Here is a 20,156-nt window from a genome sequence, read left to right as displayed (position 1 = left end):
GGTGCCTCCTGCTCATGTTCGGTGAATGTCTTCGGCGGCGCGCGTACGCGCAGCATTGGGCGTAGTCCACACGGGCGCGGCGGATCGCGCAAGTACCCGGCCGCCGAGACCGTCGAAACGGTGACGATTACGGCCGTCTCGCCGCAACTTTCAGCCTTCCCGCACGCACGTCTGGTGATTCATCCCACACCATTCCAGCTCATTCGGCATCATCGGCGACGCTAGACGGCTTTCCTACCAGTTTGAGGGACGAACGGCCTTACGAACCCTCTGATCATCTTGGGCGTAGGGTTGCCGTTTGGCCGGACCGGCCGCCGACTGCGCCCCGAATCGCCGCGGACTCCGGTGATTACCCAGTGGTACAGGTGACGATTCCGACCAAGAGTAAGACGATGGGAGGCGGCGAAACCCCATGGCACGACTCCCCTGACAGCGAAGGAACAGCGTGGCTTCCGCATCCGATCGCAATCCGATCATCATTGGCGGCCTGCCGAGCCAGGTCCCGGACTTCGATCCGGAGGAGACGCAGGAGTGGCTCGACTCCCTGGACGCCGCCGTCGACGAGCGGGGCCGTGAGCGCGCCCGCTATCTGATGCTGCGGCTGATCGAGCGGGCCCGCGAGAAGCGCGTGGCCGTGCCCGAGATGCGCAGCACGGACTACGTCAACACGATCGCCACCAAGGACGAGCCGTTCTTCCCCGGCAACGAGGAGATCGAGCGCAAGGTCCTGAACGCCACCCGGTGGAACGCGGCCGTCATGGTCTCGCGCGCCCAGCGTCCGGGGATCGGCGTCGGCGGCCACATCGCCACGTTCGCCTCCTCCGCCTCCCTCTACGACGTGGGCTTCAACCACTTCTTCCGGGGCAAGGACGAGGGCGACGGCGGCGACCAGATCTTCTTCCAGGGCCATGCCTCGCCCGGCATCTACGCGCGCGCCTACCTCCTGGACCGGCTCTCCGAGCAGCAGCTCGACGCGTTCCGGCAGGAGAAGTCGAAGGCCCCGTACGGCCTGTCCAGCTACCCGCACCCGCGGCTGATGCCGGACTTCTGGGAGTTCCCGACCGTCTCGATGGGCCTCGGCCCGCTCGGCGCGATCTACCAGGCCCGGATGAACCGGTACATGGAGGCGCGCGGGATCGCCGACACCTCGAAGTCACACGTTTGGGCGTATCTCGGCGACGGCGAGATGGACGAGCCGGAGTCGCTCGGCCAGCTGTCGATCGCGGCGCGCGAGGGCCTGGACAACCTGACCTTCGTCGTGAACTGCAACCTGCAGCGGCTCGACGGCCCGGTGCGCGGCAACGGCAAGATCATCCAGGAGCTGGAGTCGCAGTTCCGCGGCGCCGGCTGGAACGTCATCAAGCTGATCTGGGACCGCTCCTGGGACCCGCTGCTGGCGCAGGACCGCGACGGCATCCTGGTCAACAGGATGAACTCGACGCCGGACGGACAGTTCCAGACGTACGCCACCGAGACGGGCGCGTACATCCGCGACCACTTCTTCGGCGACGACCAGCGGCTGCGGGCGATGGTCGAGAACATGAGCGACCAGCAGCTGCTGCACCTGGGCCGCGGCGGCCACGACCACAAGAAGATCTACGCGGCGTACGCGGCGGCCAAGGCGCACAAGGGCCAGCCGACGGTGATCCTGGCGCAGACGGTCAAGGGCTGGACGCTCGGCCCGAACTTCGAGGGCCGCAACGCGACGCACCAGATGAAGAAGCTGACGGTCGACGACCTCAAGCGCTTCCGCGACCGCCTGCACATCCCGATCACGGACGCGCAGCTGGAGGACGGCGCCCCGCCCTACTACCACCCGGGCCCGGGCTCGCCGGAGATCCAGTACATGCACGACCGCCGCAGCTCGCTGGGCGGCTACGTGCCGACCCGCGTGGTGCGCGCGAAGCCGCTGCAGCTGCCGGACGACAAGGCGTACGCGGCGGCCAAGAAGGGCTCGGGCCAGCAGTCGATCGCCACGACGATGGCGTTCGTGCGCATCCTGAAGGACCTGATGCGGGACAAGGAGATCGGCAGGCGCTTCGTGCTGATCGCCCCGGACGAGTACCGCACCTTCGGCATGGACGCGTTCTTCCCGAGCGCCAAGATCTACAACCCGCTGGGCCAGCAGTACGAGGCGGTCGACCGCGACCTGCTGCTCGCGTACAAGGAGTCGCCGACCGGCCAGATGCTGCACGACGGCATCTCGGAGGCGGGCTGCACGGCCTCGCTGATCGCCGCGGGTTCGGCGTACGCGACGCACGGCGAGCCGCTGATCCCGGTCTACGTCTTCTACTCGATGTTCGGTTTCCAGCGCACGGGTGACCAGTTCTGGCAGATGGCCGATCAGCTGGCGCGCGGTTTCGTCCTGGGTGCGACCGCCGGCCGGACCACCCTGACGGGTGAGGGCCTGCAGCACGCCGACGGCCACTCCCAGCTGCTGGCGTCGACGAACCCGGGTTGCGTGGCGTACGACCCGGCGTACGGGTACGAGATCGCGCACATCGTCAAGGACGGCCTGCGGCGGATGTACGGGCCCGAGTCCGAGGACGTCTTCTACTACCTGACCGTCTACAACGAGCCGATCCAGCACCCGGCCGAGCCGGCCGGTGTCGACGTGGACGGGATCCTCAAGGGCATCCACCGGGTGTCCACGGGCTCGGCGGGCTCCATCGGGGCGCAGATCATGGCCTCGGGCGTGGCGGTGCCGTGGGCGCTGGAGGCCCAGCGGATCCTGGCCGAGGAGTGGAACGTCCGGGCGGACGTCTGGTCGGCGACCTCCTGGAACGAGCTGCGCCGTGAGGCCGTCGAGGTGGAGGAGCACAACCTGCTCCACCCGGAGGAGGAGCAGCGCGTCCCGTACGTGACGCGGAAGCTGTCGGGTGCGGAGGGACCGTTCGTGGCGGTCTCGGACTGGATGCGGTCCGTGCCGGACCAGATCTCGCGGTGGGTGCCCGGCGCGTACACCTCGCTGGGTGCGGACGGCTTCGGCTTCGCGGACACGCGCGGCGCGGCCCGGCGCTTCTTCCACATCGACGCGCAGTCGGTGGTGCTGGCGGTGCTCACCGAGCTGGCCAAGGAGGGCAAGATCGACCGTTCCGCGCTGAAGCAGGCCGTGGACCGGTACCGGCTGCTGGACGTCTCGGCGGCCGACCCGGGCGCCGCGGGTGGCGACGCGTAGCGCTGCGCTGGGGCGGACGGCCGACGGCGGCGGGCCGGGGTGTGCGGGAGCGCGCCCCGGCCCGCTTCCGTTGCCCCTGCCTCTGCGGCACTGCGCCGGCCCGTTCTGCTTTACCTGTTCCTTACGATGCTCCGTATGAAGGAACCCTCCCGCCAGCTGCGGTGGGAGCGGCGGAGCCAGACCCCGCTGCTCGTGCTCGCCGTGGCCTTCACCGTCGCCTACGCCGTGCCGATCGTCGCGCCCGACGCGGATGCGGTCGTGCACCGGGCGTGCACGGTCACCGAGTGGGTGGTGTGGGGGGCCTTCGCCGCCGACTACCTGATGAGGCTGGGCCTGTCGACGGCGAAGAAGGCGTTCGTGCGGACCCACTGGCTGGACCTGGGCGCGGTGCTGCTGCCGATGCTCCAGCCGCTGCGGCTGCTGCGGCTGGTGTCCACGCTGCTGCTGGTGGGCCGGCGGGCCCGGATGGCCCCGCAGATCCGGCTGACCACGTACGTGGCGGGGGCGGTGGTCGGGCTGCTGATGTTCGGCTCGCTCGCCGTGCTGAGCGTGGAGCGGGACGCGCCCGACGGCAACATCAAGAACCTGGGCGATGCCGTGTGGTGGAGCTTCACCACCATGACGACCGTCGGGTACGGGGACCACTCCCCCACCACCGGGCTCGGCCGGGTGCTCGCGGTGGGGCTGATGCTGTCGGGGATCGCCCTGCTCGGTGTGGTCACCGCCAACATCGCGGCCTGGTTCATCTCCCGTTTCGAGCGCGACGACCGGGTGGAGCGGGCGCAGACCGCCGCGATCGCCGAACTGGCCGCGGAGGTACGGGCGCTGCGCGCCGAGATCGGGCGCCTCGGCGGGGCGGCCGCCCCGGGCGCGGGAGCCGACGTACCGGCCCGGGTGCCCGAAGCGGCCCCGGCGGCGGGCGGCGCTAGCGTTCCCACACCTTGAAGGCCCTGACCAGGTAGAGCGATTGGGGCAGCTGGACCCCGTCGCCCGGGTAGGTCTGGAACTCGCCGGTCTCGGCGCATTCGGCCGACTGGTAGGTGGTCACCGGCCGCCCGGTGCGGTTGACCAGCGACTGGGCGCTGGTCCCGGCGGGCAGTGCCGTACAGCTGTTGATGTCCATGGTGCTCAGCTCGTGGGCGTGGCGGGTGCCCTTGAACTCCGGCTTCGCCCACAGGCACAGCTGCCCGGCGGCGCAGGCGGGGGCCTTGCCCGGCGGCGGGCCGGCGGCGTGTGCGGTGCCTGCCGTGCTCGGGACGAACGCGGCGAGGGCCAGGACGGTCGCGGCGAGGACGGTGGTGGACCGTGCGGGTGAACTCGTACGCATGACAGGTCAACTCCTTGTGGACCAGGGCTCCCCGGACTGGTTCCGGAGCGCCTCGGACCCCACGCTGACCTGCGAGGACGGCCGTGCGGAAGGGGCCGCGGGCGGGTCCACCCTGATAGGCGACGGCCCCGCCGGAACCGCCCCCCGGCGCTCTCGTGCGGACGCGGTTGACGCCGGTGCGGTGAGCTGCGGGGAGCGGGGCGGCGGCGCCTGCTCCCGGCTGTCCCCGATCGGGTTGCCGGCCGGGGCGGCCGTGCGGGCCGCGGCCCTCACCAACGGGTTAACGGGACGGTGGCCGCCAGGTCCGTCACGGGTAACCTGACCGCTCACTCGGCGTCGGATTCGGCATGCGGAGCATGCGGGAAGGACACCCCCGGTGAGGACCGACGAGCGGCCGGCGGCGGCGCCCGGGCTGCGCGAACGCAAGAAGCGGCGCACCCGGGACGCGCTGCTGCGCGCCGCCCTGCTCCTCTTCGTCGCGCAGGGGTACGAGCACACCACCGTCGACGAGATCACCGACGCCGTGGACGTCTCCCAGCGGACCTTCTTCCGGTACTTCGCCAACAAGGAGGAGGCCGCCTTCGCCGTCCAGGACCTGGTCGAGTCGCACTTCGTCGCCGCGCTGCGCTCCCGGCCGCCCGCCGAGGGGCCGCTCGAGGCGCTGCGGGGCGCCGTGCTCGGCGCCTGGGACACCCTCGACGAGGCCCTCTGCGACGTGGTCCCGGTCGACCTGTACATGCGCACGTACCGGCTCATCGAGTCGACCCCGGCGCTGCTCGCCGTCCACCTGCGCCGCTCCACCGGGCTCGAGGAGCGGATCGCCCGGCTGATCGCCGAGCGTGAGGGGCTGGACGTGGACAGCGACCCGCGGCCGCGGCTGGCGGTCGCCGCGTTCTACGGAGTGATGAGGGTCACCGGGCGTCTGTGGGGGCAGGGAGAGGACGCCAGCGTGGCCTCGATCCGGCGGATGACCGAGGCCTGCCTTGACCAGATCGGCCCCGCGCTCGCCGCGGAGTGGCGCTGAACATCCGTACGGGGTCGCACGGTCGGCCGTGAACCCGGTCACCCTGGGCGCCGCGCCCGGATCCGGTCTCCTACGCTGGTCCCAGTGAACCTGCCCGGCCTCGCCCACTCCACCGCCTTCGGCGCCGACCCGCGCCCCGCCGCCCTGCGCACCCTGCTCGCGCTCGCGGTGGTCTTCATCATGCTGGCGACCACCGGCTGGACCGCCGTGCACCGGCCCGACGCCGGGACCTCCCTGCGCGCCGCCGCCCTCGCCTCCTGGTCCACGGCCCGGATCGACGGCCGCCCGGTGCCGCCCGCCGATGCCCCCGTACGGACCGTGGCCCGGTTCTTCGCCGAGCTCGACGGATCCCAGCGGGCCCGGCTCGCCGAGGGGTACCCCCTGGTCGTCGGGAACCTCGACGGGGCGCCGGCCGCGCTGCGCTACCGGGCCAACCTGCGCGGCCTGGAGCAGGCCGAGCGCGTGGAGGAGGCCCGCAGCCGGGACGTCAGCCTCACCCCGGCAGACCGCACCACGGCCGGCCGGCGCTCCCACCGCTTCGAGTCCCTGGCCCTGCCGGGCCGGCAGATCCTCGCCTTCGACCCGACCGGCGGCGGCCGCGTCGCCGAGGTGTTCGGCGACCTGGACGGGGCCGACCGGGTCTCGGTGATCGTCCCCGGCGTCGACACCGACGTGCTCACCTTCGAGCGCACCCAGCGCCGCCTCATCGCGCCCGTCGGCATGGCGCAGTCGCTGTACGAGGCCCAGCGCACGCAGGCTCCCGGCAGCCGGACCGCCGTCATCGCCTGGGCCGGCTACACCGCTCCCACCGGGGTCGGCATGGACGCGGCGACCGGCCGGATGGCGATGGACGGGGCCGTACGGCTGGAGTCCCTGGCCGCTGCGCTGCCCGGCGACGCGAGCGTGGCGCTGTTCTGCCACAGCTACGGCTCGGTGGTGTGCGGGGTCGCCGCGCACGCGCTGCCGAAGCGGGTGACGGACGTGGTGGTGGCGGGCAGTCCCGGGATGCGCGCGGGGTCGGCGGCCGAGCTGCACACGTCGGCGCGGGTGTGGGCGACGCGGGACGCCGGGGACTGGATCGCGGACGTACCGCACCTGGAGGTCGGCGGGGTCGGCCACGGGGCGGACCCGGTGTCGCCGGACTTCGGATCGCGGCTGCTGTCCTCGGCCGGGGCGAAGCTCCACACCGGCTATTTCGAGCCAGGTACGGGATCCCTGGACAACTTCGCCAAAATCGGAACCGGCGCGTTCGGTTCCGTGGTGTGCGCGACCGGCGACGATGCGTGCCGCCGTGGAATTTCCGGGACAGACGGGGACTGACACGTGTAGAGCCTCGGAAAACGGGCTCTGCATCGAGGGGGACGCGCGGGGGTACGTCCCCTTACGATGTGCCGCATGGGTGACGTACTGGCCGGAAACCATGCCGTCTGGGAGTTCGACTCGGACTCGGTGCTCATCCGCTTCGCACGGGGGATAAGAACGCCGAGGAGTCCGAGACTCCTGCACGCCCTCGGGGCGCGGCGGATCCCCTTCGAGGCGTTGTCGGGGGTGAGCGTGAACGCGACCGGGTCCGGGGGGAAACGGGACGCGGTGGTTCTGCACGCCGTGCCGCGGGCGGGCGCGGATCCGCTGATGGAGGCCGCCGCCGGGCAGCTGCGCGCGGTCTGCGATCCGTACCGGCTGGTGCTGCCCGGGGACCGGGCCGCGCAGGCGGCCGAGTTCGCGGACGCCGTACGGGCCCGGCTGGGCCCGGATGCCGCCGATCCGGCGGAACGTTTCCTTGTCGAGGTGCCGCAGCCGCCGCTGCAGCTGAAGGCGTACGACGCGCGGCTGGGCTTCGACGGCTCGGCCGTCACCTTCCACTGGTCGCGCACGGGCGCCACGAGCACCAAGTGGAAGGCGGGCGACCAGCGTTACCCGCTGTCCGCGCTGACCGGCGTCGAGTGGAGCTCGCCGGAGGCGCCGGGCGGCCACCTGCGGCTGCTCCGGCGGGACGCCACCGGCGACCCGCGGCCCGACCACGACCTGGCGGCCGCGGTGTTCGGCGTCGGATACGGGGCGGTGCACGAGTCGCTGCCGTTCGCGGCGGCCGTCCTCGCCGCCCTGCGCGGCCGCACCCCGGTGGCGGCGGTCCCGGCGGCCCGCACGGACGAACGCCTGCACCACCTGAGCGAGCTGTACAGCGCGGGCCTGCTGACGGACGCGGAGTACGCCGCCCTGCGCGACCGCTTCGCCGCCGACGCCTGACCTCCGCCCGCCACCGCGCCGGGACCCCGGCGCGGTGGCTGCGGCCTAGCCCTCGCGGGCCGCCGACGTCGAGCTCATGTCCGGGTAGCGGTCGCCCGCGACCTGGGCGGCGATCGGCTCCAGCAGCGCCAGCTCCGCCGGCGTCAGGGTGATCCGGGTCGCCCCGGTGTTCTCCGCGAGGCGGCTCGGCTTGCGGGTGCCGGGGATCGGGACGACCGTCAGCCCGTGCACCTGCGCCTGCTGGTGCACCCAGGCCAGCGCGATCTGCGCCGGGGTCGCCCCGTGCGCCTGCGCGATCTGCCGCACCGGCTCCAGCAGCGCCGCGTTGGCCTTGGCGTTGTCGCCGGTGAAACGGGGCTGGAAGGCGCGGAAGTCGCCCGCCGACAGCTCCGCCGCGTCCTTGAACGCGCCGGTCAGGAAACCGCGCCCGAGCGGGGAGTACGGCACGAAGGCCACGCCCAGCTCCGCCGCCGCGCCCACCGCGCTGCGCTCCACGTCCCGGCTGAACAGCGACCACTCCGACTGGAGCGCCGCGATCGGGTGCACCGCGTACGCCTCGCGCAGCTCGGCGCCGGTGACCTCGCTGAGCCCCAGGTGGCGCACCTTCCCCTCCTGCACCAGCTCGGCCATCGCACCCACCGACTCGGCGAACGGCACGGCCGGGTCGCGCCGGTGCATGTAGTAGAGGTCGATCACCTCGGTCCCCAGCCGCCGCAGGCTGTCCTCCACGGCCCCGCGGATGTACGCGCGGTCGTTGCGGATCCCCCGGTACTGCGCGTCGTCGGTGCGCTCGATGGCGAACTTGGTGGCGAGGGTGATCCCGTCCCGGTGCGCCGCCACGAACGGCGCGAGGAACTCCTCGTTGCGGCCCCGCCCGTAGACGTCCGCGGTGTCGAAGAGGGTGACCCCGGCGGCCAGGGCCGCGTCCAGGGTCTCGCGGGCCACTGCCTCGTCGGTGTCCCCGTAGAACTCGCTCATGCCCATGCAGCCGAGACCCTGGACACCGACCCGCGGGCCGCCCTTGCCGAGTTCGACCTGCTCGATGGTGGTGTTCTTCGTCATTGCTCTTTCGCCTTCCCCGCGGTCGTGACCGTGGCATACATGCCGATCTTGAAGTCCAGTACGGCGAGCGCGTCGGTCAGCTCCGTTATGCGCGTGCGCACCTCGCGCCGCGTCTGCTCCAGCAGTTCGCGGCGCCGGTCGACGGTGTGCTCGCCCTCGCGCACGAGTTCCGCGTAGCGGACCATGTCGGCCACCGACATCCCGGTGGCGCGCAGCTTGCCCACGAAGGCCAGCCAGTGGAGGTCCTTGTCCGTGAACCGGCGCTGTCCCGAGTGGGAGCGGTCCACGTGCGGCATCAGGCCGATCCGCTCGTACCAGCGCAGGGTGTGCTGGGTCAGACCGGTCCGGGCCTCGACCTCGCTGATCGTGTACCGCGTCTGCGTCAGGCTCATGGCGACCACGCTAAAACCTTGGAGTGCACTCCAAGCAAGTAGGCTCGGCCGCATGGAGAGCGTGGAAACCCTGCAGAGTCTGCGGATCATCGAGAACTGGCCGGTTCCGACCGCCGCGGCGGCCGTCGTACGCGCCGACGGGAGCCTGGCCGGCTCCCACGGGCCCGTCGACCACCGCTTCGCGCTGGCCTCGGTGACCAAGCCGCTCGCCGCGTACGCCGCGCTCGTCGCGTACGAGGAGGGGGCGGTCGAGCTGGACGAGCCGGCCGGACCCGAGGGCTCGACGGTCCGTCACCTGCTCGCCCACACCAGCGGGCTGGCCTTCGACGAGCACCGCGCGATGGCGGCGCCCGGCACGCGCCGGCTGTACTCGAACGCCGGTTTCGAGGTGCTCGGCGACCACATCACGAAGGCCACCGGCATCCCCTTCTCGGAGTACGTGCACCAGGCGGTGTTCGAGCCGCTCGGCATGGCGTCGACGACGCTGGAGGGCTCGCCGGCCAAGGACGGCGTCTCGACCGTCTGCGACCTGGTCCGCTTCGCGGCGGAACTCCAGGCGCCCCGGCTGCTCGACGTCCGTACGGTCGCGGAAGCCACCTCCGTCGTCCACCCCGGCCTCAAGGGCGTGCTCCCGGGGTACGGGATCCAGTCCCCCAACGACTGGGGGCTGGGCCTGGAGATCCGCGACGGCAAGGCCCCGCACTGGACCGGCGCCACGTCCTCGGCCCGCACGTTCGGCCACTTCGGGCAGGCCGGCACCTTCCTGTGGGTGGACCCGGACGCGCGCGCCGCGTGTGTCGCGCTGGCCGACCGCGCCTTCGGCCCGTGGGCCGTGGAGGCCTGGCCTCCGTTCACCGACGCGGTCCTCGCCGAACTCGCCGGCCGCTGACCGCCGCCCGCTGACCGCCGGTCGCCAACCCCCTAGGGCAGCTCCCAGATCAGCAGCTCCCCCGGGGATCCGGCGACGATCTCCAGGCCCGGCTCGCCGGTGATCCGCGCCGCGTCCCCGGGCCCGAGCTCCTCCCCGTCCAGGCGCAGGTCCCCGCGGACCACGTGCAGGTAGACCCGCTCCGCCGCCGGTACGGCGAGCCGCTCGCCCGCGCCGGGCCTGCGCACGTGCAGGACGGCGCCGGCCGCGGGGACCTCGTACGGGGCGTCGTCGCGGATCCCGCGGACGAGCGTGTACGAGGGCTCCCCGCCGGAGGCGAGGGGCGCGAGCCACGTCTGCACGAAGCGCAGCGGCACCGCGCCGTCGTTGCGCTCGATGTGCCGGGCGCCGGATCCGGCGCCGAGGTGCTGCACGTCGCCCGGCCGGACCACGGTGCTCTCGCCGGTGCTGCCCTTGTGCGTGAGCTCGCCCTGGACGACCCACGTCACGATCTCGGTGTGGCTGTGCGGGTGCTCGTCGAAGCCGGCGCCCGGGGCGAGGGTCTCCTCGTTGCAGGCCAGGACCGGGCCGAAGCGCACGTTGTCCGGGTCGTAGAACCGGCCGAAGGAGAAGGCGTGCAAGGTGGTGATCCCGCTGTCCGGATCCCCGCCCCCGTACCGGTCGGCCCCGCGGCGTACGTCAATCATGGGGGTCACCGTAGCCCCCCCGGCGGAAGGCCGCCGTGGGACCGGACTCCGCGCCGCCGTCCCGATAAGGCAGTCTTGTCCCGTGCCCCAAGCCGAACGTGAGCATTCCCCCGCGCATCCCGCTCCCGCCCATCCGCACGCCGCGACGCTGCGCCGACTGGAGAAGTCCTCCGGCCGGCTCGCCGCCAACGCGATCGCCCGCATGGACGAGACCCTGCCGTGGTACCGGGCGATGCCCCCGGAGAACCGGTCCTGGATCGGCCTGGTCGCCCAGGCCGGCATCGCCGCGTTCACGGAGTGGTTCCGGCACCCGGAGACCCCGCAGGCGATCTCGACGGACGTCTTCGGGACGGCTCCGCGCGAGCTGACCCGGGCGATCACGCTGCGCCAGACCGTGGAGATGGTCCGTACGACGATCGAGGTCATGGAGGCCGCGATCGAGGAGGTCGCGGCCCCGGGCGACGAGTCGATCCTGCGCGAGGCGCTGCTGGTGTACGCCCGGGAGATCGCGTTCGCGACGGCCCAGGTGTACGCGCAGGCCGCCGAGGCGCGCGGGGCGTGGGACGCCCGCCTGGAGTCCCTCGTCGTGAACGCGGTGCTGTCCGGCGAGGCCGACGAGGGCGCGCTGTCGCGGGCCGCGGCGCTGGGCTGGAACTCGCCGGAGCACGTGTGCGTGGTGCTGGGCACCGCGCCGGAGGGCGACAGCGAGCTGACGGTCGAGGCGATCAGGCGCGCGGCCCGGCACCACAAGCTGCAGGTCCTCACCGGTGTGCTCGGTGACCGCCTGGTCGTGATCGCGGGCGGCAGCGACAACCCGATCCAGGTGGCGAAGTCGCTGATCGGGCCGTTCGCGGCGGGTCCGGTGGTGGCCGGTCCGGTGGTTCCGGACCTGCTGAACGCCACCAAGTCCGCGCAGGCCGCGGCGGCCGGGCTGAAGGCGTGCACGGCCTGGCAGGACGCCCCGCGGCCGGTGCTTGCGGACGATCTCCTGCCCGAGCGAGCGATCGCCTCGGATCCCTCCGCCCGGGAGCAGTTGGTGGAGGAGATCTACAGACCGCTGGAAGAGGCGGGGTCGGCGCTGCTGGAGACGCTGAGCGTGTATCTGGAACAGGCGAGCAGCCTGGAAGGGGCGGCACGGATGTTGTTCGTGCACCCGAACACGGTGCGCTACCGGCTGCGACGTGTGACCGACGTCACCGGCTGGTCACCCTCCGATGTCCGCTCCGCGTTCACACTGCGGATCGCCTTGATCCTCGGGCGTCTGGCCGACGGCGATCCGCAGTCCTAGACTTTTGTCGGACATCAACAATTACCCCGACGGTTCTTCGTCCCTGTCCCCACGGGCGGGCGGGACCATCCACAAGAGAGAGTGTGAGGGTGCTCGTACTCGTCGCTCCCGGCCAAGGCGCACAGACGCCCGGCTTCCTGACTCCCTGGCTCGACCTTCCCGGCGCCGCTGACCGCGTCGCCGAGTGGTCCGACGCCATCGGGCTCGACCTTGCCCACTACGGCACGAAGGCCGATGCGGACGAGATCCGCGACACGGCGGTGGCCCAGCCGCTGCTGGTGGCCGCCGGTCTGCTGTCCGCTTCGGCGCTCACCGCGACGCTCGAGAAGGGCCGTGCGGCCTTCGGCGCCGTCGCGGGCCACAGCGTCGGCGAGATCACCGCCGCCGCGTACGCCGGTGTGCTGTCCGACGCGGACGCGCTGTCGTTCGTACGGACCCGCGGCCTGGCCATGGCCGAGGCCGCCGCCGTCACCGAGACGGGCATGGCCGCGGTGCTCGGCGGCGACCAGGACGTGGTCGTCGCACACCTGGAGAAGCTGGGGCTGACCCCGGCGAACATCAACGGTGCCGGCCAGATCGCGGCTGCGGGCACGATGGAGCAGATCGAGGCCCTGGTGGCCGAGAAGCCCGAGGGCTCCATGAAGGTCGTCGCCCTCAAGGTCGCGGGCGCCTTCCACACGCACCACATGGCTCCTGCGGTCGCCACGCTGGAGAAGGCCGCGCAGGCCCTCGCCCCGGCCGACCCGGAGCTGACGTACGTCTCGAACAAGGACGGCCACGTCGTCACCGCGGGCGCCGACGTCGTCGCCCGCCTGGTCGGCCAGGTCGCGAACCCGGTCCGCTGGGACCTGTGCATGGAGCGGTTCCGCGAGCTGGGCGTCACCGGGATCATCGAGCTCAGCCCGGGTGGCACTCTGACGGGTCTGGCCAAGCGTGCGCTCAAGGGCGTTCCGAACGTGGCCCTGAAGACGCCGGACGATCTCGAAAAGGCCGCGGCACTCGTCGCCGAGCACGCGGCCTGAGAGAAGGAGCCCACACAGCATGTCGAAGATCAAGCCTGCCAAGGGCTCCCCGTACGCCCGCATCCTCGGCGTCGGCGGCTACCGTCCGATCCGCGTGGTCTCCAACGAGGTCATCCTCGAGACGATCGACTCGTCGGACGAGTGGATCCGCTCCCGCTCCGGCATCGCGACCCGGCACTGGGCCTCGCCCCAGGAGACGGTCGCCGCGATGTCGGTGGAGGCCGCCGGCAAGGCACTGGCCGATGCGGGCGTCTCGCCGGAGCAGATCGGTGCCGTGATCGTCTCGACGGTCTCGCACTTCAAGCAGACCCCGGCCGTCGCGACCGAGATCGCGCACCGGGTCGGAGCGATCAAGCCCGCCGCGTTCGACATCTCCGCGGGCTGCGCCGGCTTCGGGTACGGACTGACCCTCGCCAAGGGCCTCGTGGTGGAAGGTTCCGCCCAGTACGTCCTCGTCATCGGCGTGGAGCGGCTGTCGGACCTGACCGACCTGGAGGACCGCACGACGGCCTTCCTGTTCGGCGACGGCGCCGGCGCCGTGATCGTCGGCCCCTCGGACGAGCCGGCCATAGGCCCCACGGTGTGGGGTTCCGAGGGCGACAAGTCCGAGACGATCAAGCAGACCGTGCCGTGGGACGAGTACCGCAGCACGGACAGCGACCAGAAGTTCCCGGCCATCACGCAGGAGGGTCAGGCGGTCTTCCGCTGGGCCGTCTTCGAGATGGCCAAGGTGGCCCAGCAGGCGCTCGACGCGGCCGGGATCACCGCCGAAGACCTGGACGTCTTCATCCCGCACCAGGCAAACATGCGGATCATCGACTCGATGGTGAAGACTCTGAAGCTGCCGGAGCACGTCACGGTCGCCCGTGACGTGGAGACCACCGGCAACACGTCGGCCGCCTCGATCCCGCTCGCTATGGAGCGGCTCCTGGCGACCGGAGCGGCGAAGAGCGGCGACACCGCGCTCGTCATCGGCTTCGGGGCGGGACTCGTCTACGCCGCGACGGTCGTTACCCTCCCCTAGGGCCCGGGATCCACATCCCGACCCTGCTTCACCCCAGTTAGCTATAGAAGGAGCGCCACATGGCCGCCACGCAGGAAGAGATCATCGAGGGTCTCGCGGAGATCGTCAACGAGATCGCCGGCATCCCCGTCGAGGACGTCGAGTTCGGGAAGTCCTTCACCGACGACCTGGACGTCGACTCGCTCTCCATGGTCGAGGTCGTCGTCGCCGCCGAAGAGCGCTTCGACGTCAAGATCCCGGACGAGGACGTCAAGAACCTCAAGACGGTCGGCGACGCCGCGGACTACATCCTGAAGCACCAGGCCTGAGCCTGACGAGCGTTTGTCGCCACCCTGCGGTGGCGCCGTGACAATTCAGCACCCCCTGAGACGTGGAGAAAGAATTCCTGTGAGCCCGACCAATCGCACCGTGGTCGTCACCGGTATCGGCGCAACCACTCCGCTGGGTGGCGACAGCGCTTCGACCTGGGAAGGTCTGCTCGCCGGTCGTTCCGGCGTCAAGCCCCTCGAGGGCGAGCGCTTCGCCGAACTCCCGGTTCGTATCGCCGCCCCGGTCGCCGTGGACCCGAGTGAGGTCCTGCCGCGCCCGCTGGCCCGCAAGCTGGACCGCTCGGCCCAGTTCGCCGTCATCGCCGCCCGTGAGGCGTGGGCCGACGCCGGCTACACCGCCCCGGCGGGCGAGGACGCGGCCATCATGCCCGAACGCCTGGGCACCGTGATCGCCTCCGGTATCGGCGGCGTCACCACCCTGCTCGACCAGTACGACGTACTGAAGGAAAAGGGTGTGCGCCGGGTCTCCCCGCACACCGTCCCCATGCTCATGCCGAACGGCCCGTCGGCCAACGTCGGCCTGGAGGTCAACGCCCAGGCGGGCGTGCACACTCCGGTCAGCGCGTGCGCCTCGGGCGCCGAGGCCATCGGCTACGCCGTCGAGATGATCCGTACCGGCCGCGCCGACGTGGTCGTCGCGGGCGGCACCGAGGCGGCGATCCACCCGCTGCCGATCGCCGCTTTCGCCAACATGATGGCGATGTCCAAGAACAACGACAACCCGCAGCAGGCCTCCCGCCCGTACGACAAGGCCCGCGACGGCTTCGTCCTCGGCGAGGGCGCGGGCGTCGTCATCCTGGAGTCCGCCGAGCACGCCGCCGCGCGCGGCGCCCGGGTCTACTGCGAGGTGCTGGGCCAGGGCCTGTCCGCGGACAGCCACCACATCGCGCAGCCGGAGCCGACCGGCCGCGGTGTCGCGGCCGCGGTGCAGAACCTGCTGGACAACACGGGTCTCGACCCGGCCGAGCTGGTCCACCTGAACGCGCACGCCACGTCGACCCCGCAGGGTGACACGGCCGAGCTGAAGGCCCTGCGCAAGGTCCTGGGCGACGACCTCGACCACATCGCGATCTCCGCGACGAAGTCGATGACCGGTCACCTGCTGGGCGGCGCCGGCGGTATCGAGACCGTCGCGACCGTACTCGCGCTGTACCACCGGATCGCCCCGGCGACCATCAACGTCGACGAGCTCGACGAGGACATCGACGCGGACATCGTCGTCGGCGAGCCGCGCAAGCTGCCGGCCGAGGGCCCGATCTCCGCGATCAACAACTCGTTCGGCTTCGGCGGCCACAACGTGACCCTCGCCTTCCGCAGCGTCTGATCGACGAGCAGTACGTACGAAAGGGCCCGCCCGGCACTCGCCGGGCGGGCCCTTTCCGTATGCCCCGAGTCTCAGACGACCTGGTGGAGCCAGCGGACCGGGGCGCCCTCGCCCGCGTAGCGGAAGGGCTCCAGCTCGTCGTCCCAGGGCTTGCCGAGCAGTTTGGCGATCTCCGCCTCCAGGTCGGTCTCGCCGCGCGCGGACCGGGCGAGGGCGGCGCGCAGCCGGTCCTCGGGGATCAGGATGTCGCCGTGCATGCCGGTGACGGCGTGGAAGATGCCGAGTTCCGGGGTGGAGCTGTAGCGCTCGCCCTCGGCGGTCGGGCAGGGTTCCGCGGTCACCTCGAAGCGCAGCAGGTGCCAGCCGCGCAGCGCGGAGGCGAGCTTCGACGCGGTGCCCGCTTCGGCCTGCCAGGAGAACTCGGCTCTCCAGGTGCCCGGGGAGGCGGGCTGCCTGATCCAGTCGAGGTTCACCCGCACCCCGAGCACGCCCGCAACAGCCCATTCCACGTGCGGGCAGAGCGCGCGCGGTGCGGAATGCACGTACAGAACTCCACGTGTCGTCACCGGGACCTCCAGTGTGGGACGAGGTCGGGAATAAACTCCAGAAAACGGACAGTATGTGACGTGATGTAATGTAACGGAAATTATTTGACAATGCGCTACGGGACCTGCGGCCGAAACGCCACGGGAAAAAGCTACCGTGCGCCAGGGGTCATGGTGTGACGTACGGTCGGTCCGAGGCTGCCAAACACCGAGCATTCACTCAGCAGGACGCCCCCGGAGGACGTGGGGCGACGAGGAGGGGACCACCCGATGTGCACCACCGCCCTGCGCCGCCGCGCGCGCCGGACTCTCGCGGGCGCGGGCGTGGCGACGGCCCTCCTGGCCGGGGTGTTGACCGGGTGTCAGTCGGGCGGGTCGGCCACGGAGGGTGAGCGGGGAGCGCAGGCCGGGCCGCGCTGGAACACCGCACCCTCGTCGATCGCCGCCGTCGGCGACTCCATCACACGGGGTTTCGACGCCTGTTCGGTGCTGGCGGACTGCCCGGAGGTGTCCTGGGCCACTGGCAGCGATCCCGCCGTCCACTCCCTCGCCACCCGGCTGCTCGGGGAGGCCGAGGTGCCCGCGCGCAGCTGGAACTACGCGGTGACGGGCTCTCGGATGGCGGACCTGGCCGGTCAGCTGGCCTCGGCCGCGGAGCACAAGCCCGACCTGGTCACGGTGATGGTGGGCTCGAACGACGCCTGCCGCCCGTCGGCTTCGTCGATGACACCGGTGGCGGATTTCCGGGCCGGTTTCGAGAAGGCCCTCGCCGGTCTGCGGGCGGCCTCCCCCGCGTCCCAGGTGTACGTCTCCAGCGTGCCGGACCTGCAGCGCCTGTGGGAGCAGGGCAAGGACAGCCCGATGGTGCGGCAGATCTGGAAGCTGGGGATCTGTCAGTCGATGCTGGCGGATCCGCTGTCGGGGGCCTCCGGGGCGACGGCCCGGCGCGAGCAGGTGCGGGCGCGGGTGGTCGAGTACAACGAGGTGCTCCGCGAGGTCTGCAAGAAGGACGCGCTGTGCCGCTACGACGGCGGAGCGGTGTTCCAGTACCCCTTCGCCGCCGACCAGTTGAGCCGCTGGGACTGGTTCCACCCGGGCAAGGACGGGCAGGCCCGGCTCGCGGAGCTGGCGCACCGCCAGGTGACGGCGGCCGAGCCGCCGCGCTGACGTGGGACATGGGGACCGGGGGCGGGTGTCAGGGCCCGCCCCCGGTCCGGTTCATGGGTGTTTTCCGGCCACCCCTGGAGGTTCTAGATCTCCAGGGTCGCCGTCAGCCGCGTGTCGCCGTGGGCGTGGCTCGCGCGGACCTCGTACGCACCGCCGATCCGCTGCCAGCCGCGGGCTTCCTCGTCCCAGATCTCGAAGGCCCGGGCGGGCAGGGCGATCTCGGCCTCGACGCTCTCGCCGGGGCCCGCCTCGACGCCCGCGAACGCGGCCAGCCAGCTCGCCGGACGCTCCGCGGCGTCGGGCGTGGCGGCGGGGGCGAGGTAGACCTGGACGACCTCGCGGCCGGGCCGGCTGCCGGTGTTGGTGACGCGGACCCGGGCCGTGGTGGCGGTGACCTCCAGGGACTCGTACGCCCAGTCGGTGTAGCCGAGGCCGTGCCCGAACGGGAAGGCGGGGGCGATGCCCTGCTGCTCGTACGCCCGGTACCCGATGAAGAGGCCCTCGGTGTACTCCAGGCGCCCCACGGTCGGGATCACCTCGGTGACGGGCGCATCGGCGAACCGCGCGGGCCAGGTGGTGGGCAGCCGCCCGCCCGGCTCCGCGTGCCCGAGGAGTACGTCGGCCAGCGCGGCCCCGCCCTCCTGCCCGGGGAACCAGGTCAGCAGTACGGCGGCCACCTCGTCCCGCCACGGCAGTTCCACCGGGGATCCGGCGTTGACGACGACCACGGTGTTCGGGTTGGCGGTGGCGACGGCCCGCACGAGGTCGTCCTGACGGCCCGGCAGGGCGAGGTCGCGCCGGTCGAAGCCCTCGGACTCCACGCGTTCGGTGGTGGCGACGACCACGACGGCGGTGTCGGCGGCCCGGGCGGCCGCGACGGCCTCGGCGATCAGCTCGTCGGCGTCGCGCCGCGGGCCGAGGTGGAGCAGCGAGAACATGATCGCCTTGAGCGGCAGGGTGCTGGTGTCGGGGACCTGGAAGGTCAGCGAGACCTCGACGGCCCGGCCCTCGGTGAGATCGATGCGGGCGCGCTCGCTGGGGGCGCCGAAGAAGGCCTCGAACGGGTCTGCCTCGTTGCCCATCGCCTGGACGCCCTCCCAGCGGGTCTCGCCGTCGACGGCGAGGGCGAAGGCGCCGAGTCCGCGGGTGCCGAAGGTGTGCTCGCCGCTCTCGCGCGGCACGAACGTACCCGTGACCTCGATGCTCGCCATGGTCTCGTACGAGACGCCCGCGGGCAGGTCGTCGCCGATCCACTGGACCTGGCCGGTCGGCAGGCTGCCCTCGCCGAGGACGGCGCCGGAGGCGTCGCGGCAGATGGCCCGGAGCTCGAAGCCCTTGTCGGCGGGGCCGGCTTCCTCACTGGGGTCGGCTCCGACGGTGAAGGTCAGGGCCCCTTCCGGGAGGGCGGCGGTCAGGCCGTCCAGCGGGGAGACGATCCGCTCGGGGAACACGGTGGCCGAGCCGCCGCCGAGAACGCGGGCGCCCTGGGCGGCGGCGCCGATCAGGGCGACGCTGCGGCCGGAGGCGGCGTCCAGCGGGAGGGTCCCGTTCTCGTTGCGCACGAGGACGAAGCCGCGGGCGGCGAGCTCCCGGGCCAGCGCCTGGCCGTCGATCGGGGCCGGGGTCTCGGTGACGGCGGCGGGGGCGCCCTCCAGGATCCCGACGCGGGCGGCGAGGCGCAGGACGTTGCGCACGGCCTCGTCCACGGCGGACTCGGGGACCTCGCCGGCCCGGACGGCCTCGGCGAGGGCGGGCCCGTAGACGGTCTGCGGTCCGGGCATGGCGACGTCGAGGCCGCCGAGGATGTCGCCGGTGGTGGAGCGGGCGGCCATCCAGTCGGAGACGTTGTACCCGTCGAAGCCCCATTCGCCGCGCAGGACTTCGTTCACGAGGTAGCGGTGCTCGCTCATCGTCGTGCCGTTGACCTGGTTGTACGCCGTCATGACGCCCCAGGGGTGGGCGTTCGCGACGATGGCTTCGAAGGGGGCCAGGTACAGCTCGCGCAGCGGGCGCGGGGCGATGACGCTGTCGACGGTGAACCGCTCGGTCTCGGCGTCGTTGCCGACGAAGTGCTTGACGGTGGTGCCGACGCCGCCGTCCTGGACGCCCTTCACGTAGCCGGCGCCGATGGCGCCGGTGAGGTACGGGTCCTCGGAGTAGCACTCGAAGTGCCGGCCGCCGAGCGGGGAGCGGTGCAGGTTGACGGTGGGGGCCAGCAGGACGTGGACGCCCTTGCGGCGGGCCTCCTGGGCGAGGAGGAGGCCGGCGCGGCGGGCGAGCGCGGGGTCCCAGGCGGCGGCGAGCGCGGTCGGGGAGGGCAGGGCGATCGAGGGGTCGTCGGCGGTCCAGCGCACGCCGCGGACCCCGATGGGGCCGTCGGACATGACGAGGGATTCGAGCCCGATCCCGGGGACGGCGGGCAGGGACCACATGTCCTGGCCGGCCAGCAGTCGGGCCTTGGTGTCGAGGTCGAGTTTGCCGAGCGCCGCCTCTACGGCGTCGTTGCGGACCTGATCGGCATCGGTCACGGCCGTGCCTCCTCGTTGAGTGCGTGCGGGTGCATGCGTGCGGGTGCATGCGGCGGGGTGTGGTGCGGGTGCCGCGGGGGTGTCCCCCATCGTGGACCCGATGCCAGTAGAGCGGTAGGGTTCG

18 protein-coding genes are annotated in these 20,156 nt (G+C 72.1%); 12 read left to right on the top strand and 6 right to left on the bottom strand.

Going from position 1 to position 20,156, the window contains the following annotated elements; genetic code table 11:
- Positions 1–445 precede the first annotated feature (445 nt).
- Both aceE and OG299_RS26715 read left to right on the top strand, forming a co-directional pair.
- Positions 446–3,178 carry a pyruvate dehydrogenase (acetyl-transferring), homodimeric type gene (aceE, locus tag OG299_RS26720; RefSeq protein ID WP_266629559.1) on the top strand — a complete coding sequence of 911 codons (2,733 nt, stop codon included), beginning with the start codon at positions 446–448 and terminating at the stop codon, positions 3,176–3,178.
- A 135-nt stretch (positions 3,179–3,313) separates the two neighbouring features.
- Positions 3,314–4,123, top strand: a complete 810-nt coding sequence (locus OG299_RS26715; RefSeq protein ID WP_266629557.1) for a potassium channel family protein — start codon at positions 3,314–3,316, stop codon at positions 4,121–4,123.
- On the opposite strand, the gene OG299_RS26710 is transcribed toward OG299_RS26715, so the two are convergent.
- The gene (locus tag OG299_RS26710) at positions 4,104–4,505 is read right to left on the bottom strand and encodes a peptidase inhibitor family I36 protein (protein WP_266629555.1); all 402 of its coding nucleotides are present in this window, start codon (positions 4,503–4,505) and stop codon (positions 4,104–4,106) included. The two genes, OG299_RS26715 and OG299_RS26710, sit on opposite strands and share 20 nt — an antisense overlap.
- A gap of 376 nt (positions 4,506–4,881) precedes the next feature.
- On the opposite strand from OG299_RS26710, the gene OG299_RS26705 reads away from it, so the two are divergent.
- From OG299_RS26705 to OG299_RS26695, 3 genes are all read left to right on the top strand, one after another.
- Positions 4,882–5,529: a TetR family transcriptional regulator gene (locus OG299_RS26705; RefSeq protein ID WP_266629553.1), complete on the top strand. Its 648-nt coding sequence runs from the start codon at positions 4,882–4,884 to the stop codon at positions 5,527–5,529.
- Positions 5,530–5,697: 168 nt separating this feature from the next.
- A complete protein-coding gene (locus tag OG299_RS26700) occupies positions 5,698–6,849 on the top strand; it encodes an alpha/beta hydrolase (RefSeq protein WP_405706472.1) in 1,152 nt (383 codons plus the stop codon).
- A 66-nt stretch (positions 6,850–6,915) separates the two neighbouring features.
- Positions 6,916–7,776, top strand: coding sequence for a DUF4429 domain-containing protein (locus tag OG299_RS26695; protein ID WP_266629551.1), 861 nt, complete (start codon positions 6,916–6,918; stop codon positions 7,774–7,776).
- A 45-nt stretch (positions 7,777–7,821) separates the two neighbouring features.
- On the opposite strand, the gene OG299_RS26690 is transcribed toward OG299_RS26695, so the two are convergent.
- Both OG299_RS26690 and OG299_RS26685 read right to left on the bottom strand, forming a co-directional pair.
- Positions 7,822–8,838: an aldo/keto reductase gene (locus OG299_RS26690; protein ID WP_327362854.1), complete on the bottom strand. Its 1,017-nt coding sequence runs from the start codon at positions 8,836–8,838 to the stop codon at positions 7,822–7,824.
- Entirely contained in the window at positions 8,835–9,230 is a 396-nt protein-coding gene (locus tag OG299_RS26685; RefSeq protein WP_266629547.1) for a MerR family transcriptional regulator, read from the bottom strand. Before OG299_RS26685 ends, OG299_RS26690 begins: the two co-directional genes overlap by 4 nt.
- Positions 9,231–9,300: 70 nt before the next feature.
- Here OG299_RS26685 and OG299_RS26680 point away from each other — a divergent pair, with 70 nt between their 5' ends.
- Positions 9,301–10,119, top strand: coding sequence for a serine hydrolase domain-containing protein (locus tag OG299_RS26680; protein WP_327364598.1), 819 nt, complete (start codon positions 9,301–9,303; stop codon positions 10,117–10,119).
- A gap of 32 nt (positions 10,120–10,151) precedes the next feature.
- On the opposite strand, the gene OG299_RS26675 is transcribed toward OG299_RS26680, so the two are convergent.
- The gene (locus OG299_RS26675; protein ID WP_327362853.1) at positions 10,152–10,805 is read right to left on the bottom strand and encodes a pirin family protein; all 654 of its coding nucleotides are present in this window, start codon (positions 10,803–10,805) and stop codon (positions 10,152–10,154) included.
- Positions 10,806–10,887: 82 nt separating this feature from the next.
- Here OG299_RS26675 and OG299_RS26670 point away from each other — a divergent pair, with 82 nt between their 5' ends.
- The 5 genes from OG299_RS26670 to fabF all read left to right on the top strand — a co-directional run bounded on the left by OG299_RS26670 (position 10,888) and on the right by fabF (position 15,792).
- Entirely contained in the window at positions 10,888–12,093 is a 1,206-nt protein-coding gene (locus tag OG299_RS26670; RefSeq protein ID WP_266629543.1) for a PucR family transcriptional regulator, read from the top strand.
- A gap of 89 nt (positions 12,094–12,182) precedes the next feature.
- Positions 12,183–13,115, top strand: coding sequence for an ACP S-malonyltransferase (locus OG299_RS26665; RefSeq protein WP_266629541.1), 933 nt, complete (start codon positions 12,183–12,185; stop codon positions 13,113–13,115).
- 19 nt (positions 13,116–13,134) lie between these two features.
- Positions 13,135–14,139 carry a ketoacyl-ACP synthase III gene (locus tag OG299_RS26660; RefSeq protein WP_327362852.1) on the top strand — a complete coding sequence of 335 codons (1,005 nt, stop codon included), beginning with the start codon at positions 13,135–13,137 and terminating at the stop codon, positions 14,137–14,139.
- A gap of 59 nt (positions 14,140–14,198) precedes the next feature.
- Complete coding sequence (locus OG299_RS26655; protein ID WP_266629538.1) at positions 14,199–14,447, top strand: acyl carrier protein; 249 nt, start codon at positions 14,199–14,201, stop codon at positions 14,445–14,447.
- 79 nt (positions 14,448–14,526) lie between these two features.
- Positions 14,527–15,792, top strand: coding sequence for a beta-ketoacyl-ACP synthase II (fabF, locus tag OG299_RS26650; RefSeq protein ID WP_266629536.1), 1,266 nt, complete (start codon positions 14,527–14,529; stop codon positions 15,790–15,792).
- 71 nt (positions 15,793–15,863) lie between these two features.
- Here the strand turns inward: fabF and OG299_RS26645 are convergent, their stop codons facing one another.
- On the bottom strand, positions 15,864–16,358 hold the full coding sequence (locus OG299_RS26645; protein WP_030160508.1) for a DUF3145 domain-containing protein: 495 nt from the start codon (positions 16,356–16,358) through the stop codon (positions 15,864–15,866).
- 249 nt (positions 16,359–16,607) lie between these two features.
- On the opposite strand from OG299_RS26645, the gene OG299_RS26640 reads away from it, so the two are divergent.
- A complete protein-coding gene (locus tag OG299_RS26640) occupies positions 16,608–17,504 on the top strand; it encodes an SGNH/GDSL hydrolase family protein (protein ID WP_266629533.1) in 897 nt (298 codons plus the stop codon).
- An 83-nt stretch (positions 17,505–17,587) separates the two neighbouring features.
- Here the strand turns inward: OG299_RS26640 and OG299_RS26635 are convergent, their stop codons facing one another.
- Positions 17,588–20,122, bottom strand: coding sequence for a glycoside hydrolase family 3 protein (locus OG299_RS26635; protein ID WP_442817535.1), 2,535 nt, complete (start codon positions 20,120–20,122; stop codon positions 17,588–17,590).
- Between the last annotated feature and the right edge of the window lie 34 nt (positions 20,123–20,156).

Source organism: Streptomyces sp. NBC_01296, assembly GCF_035984415.1.
In the GTDB taxonomy this organism is placed as follows: domain Bacteria; phylum Actinomycetota; class Actinomycetes; order Streptomycetales; family Streptomycetaceae; genus Streptomyces.
Note: the sequence above shows the minus strand (reverse complement) of the source record. Positions and strands in the feature narration are given on the sequence as shown.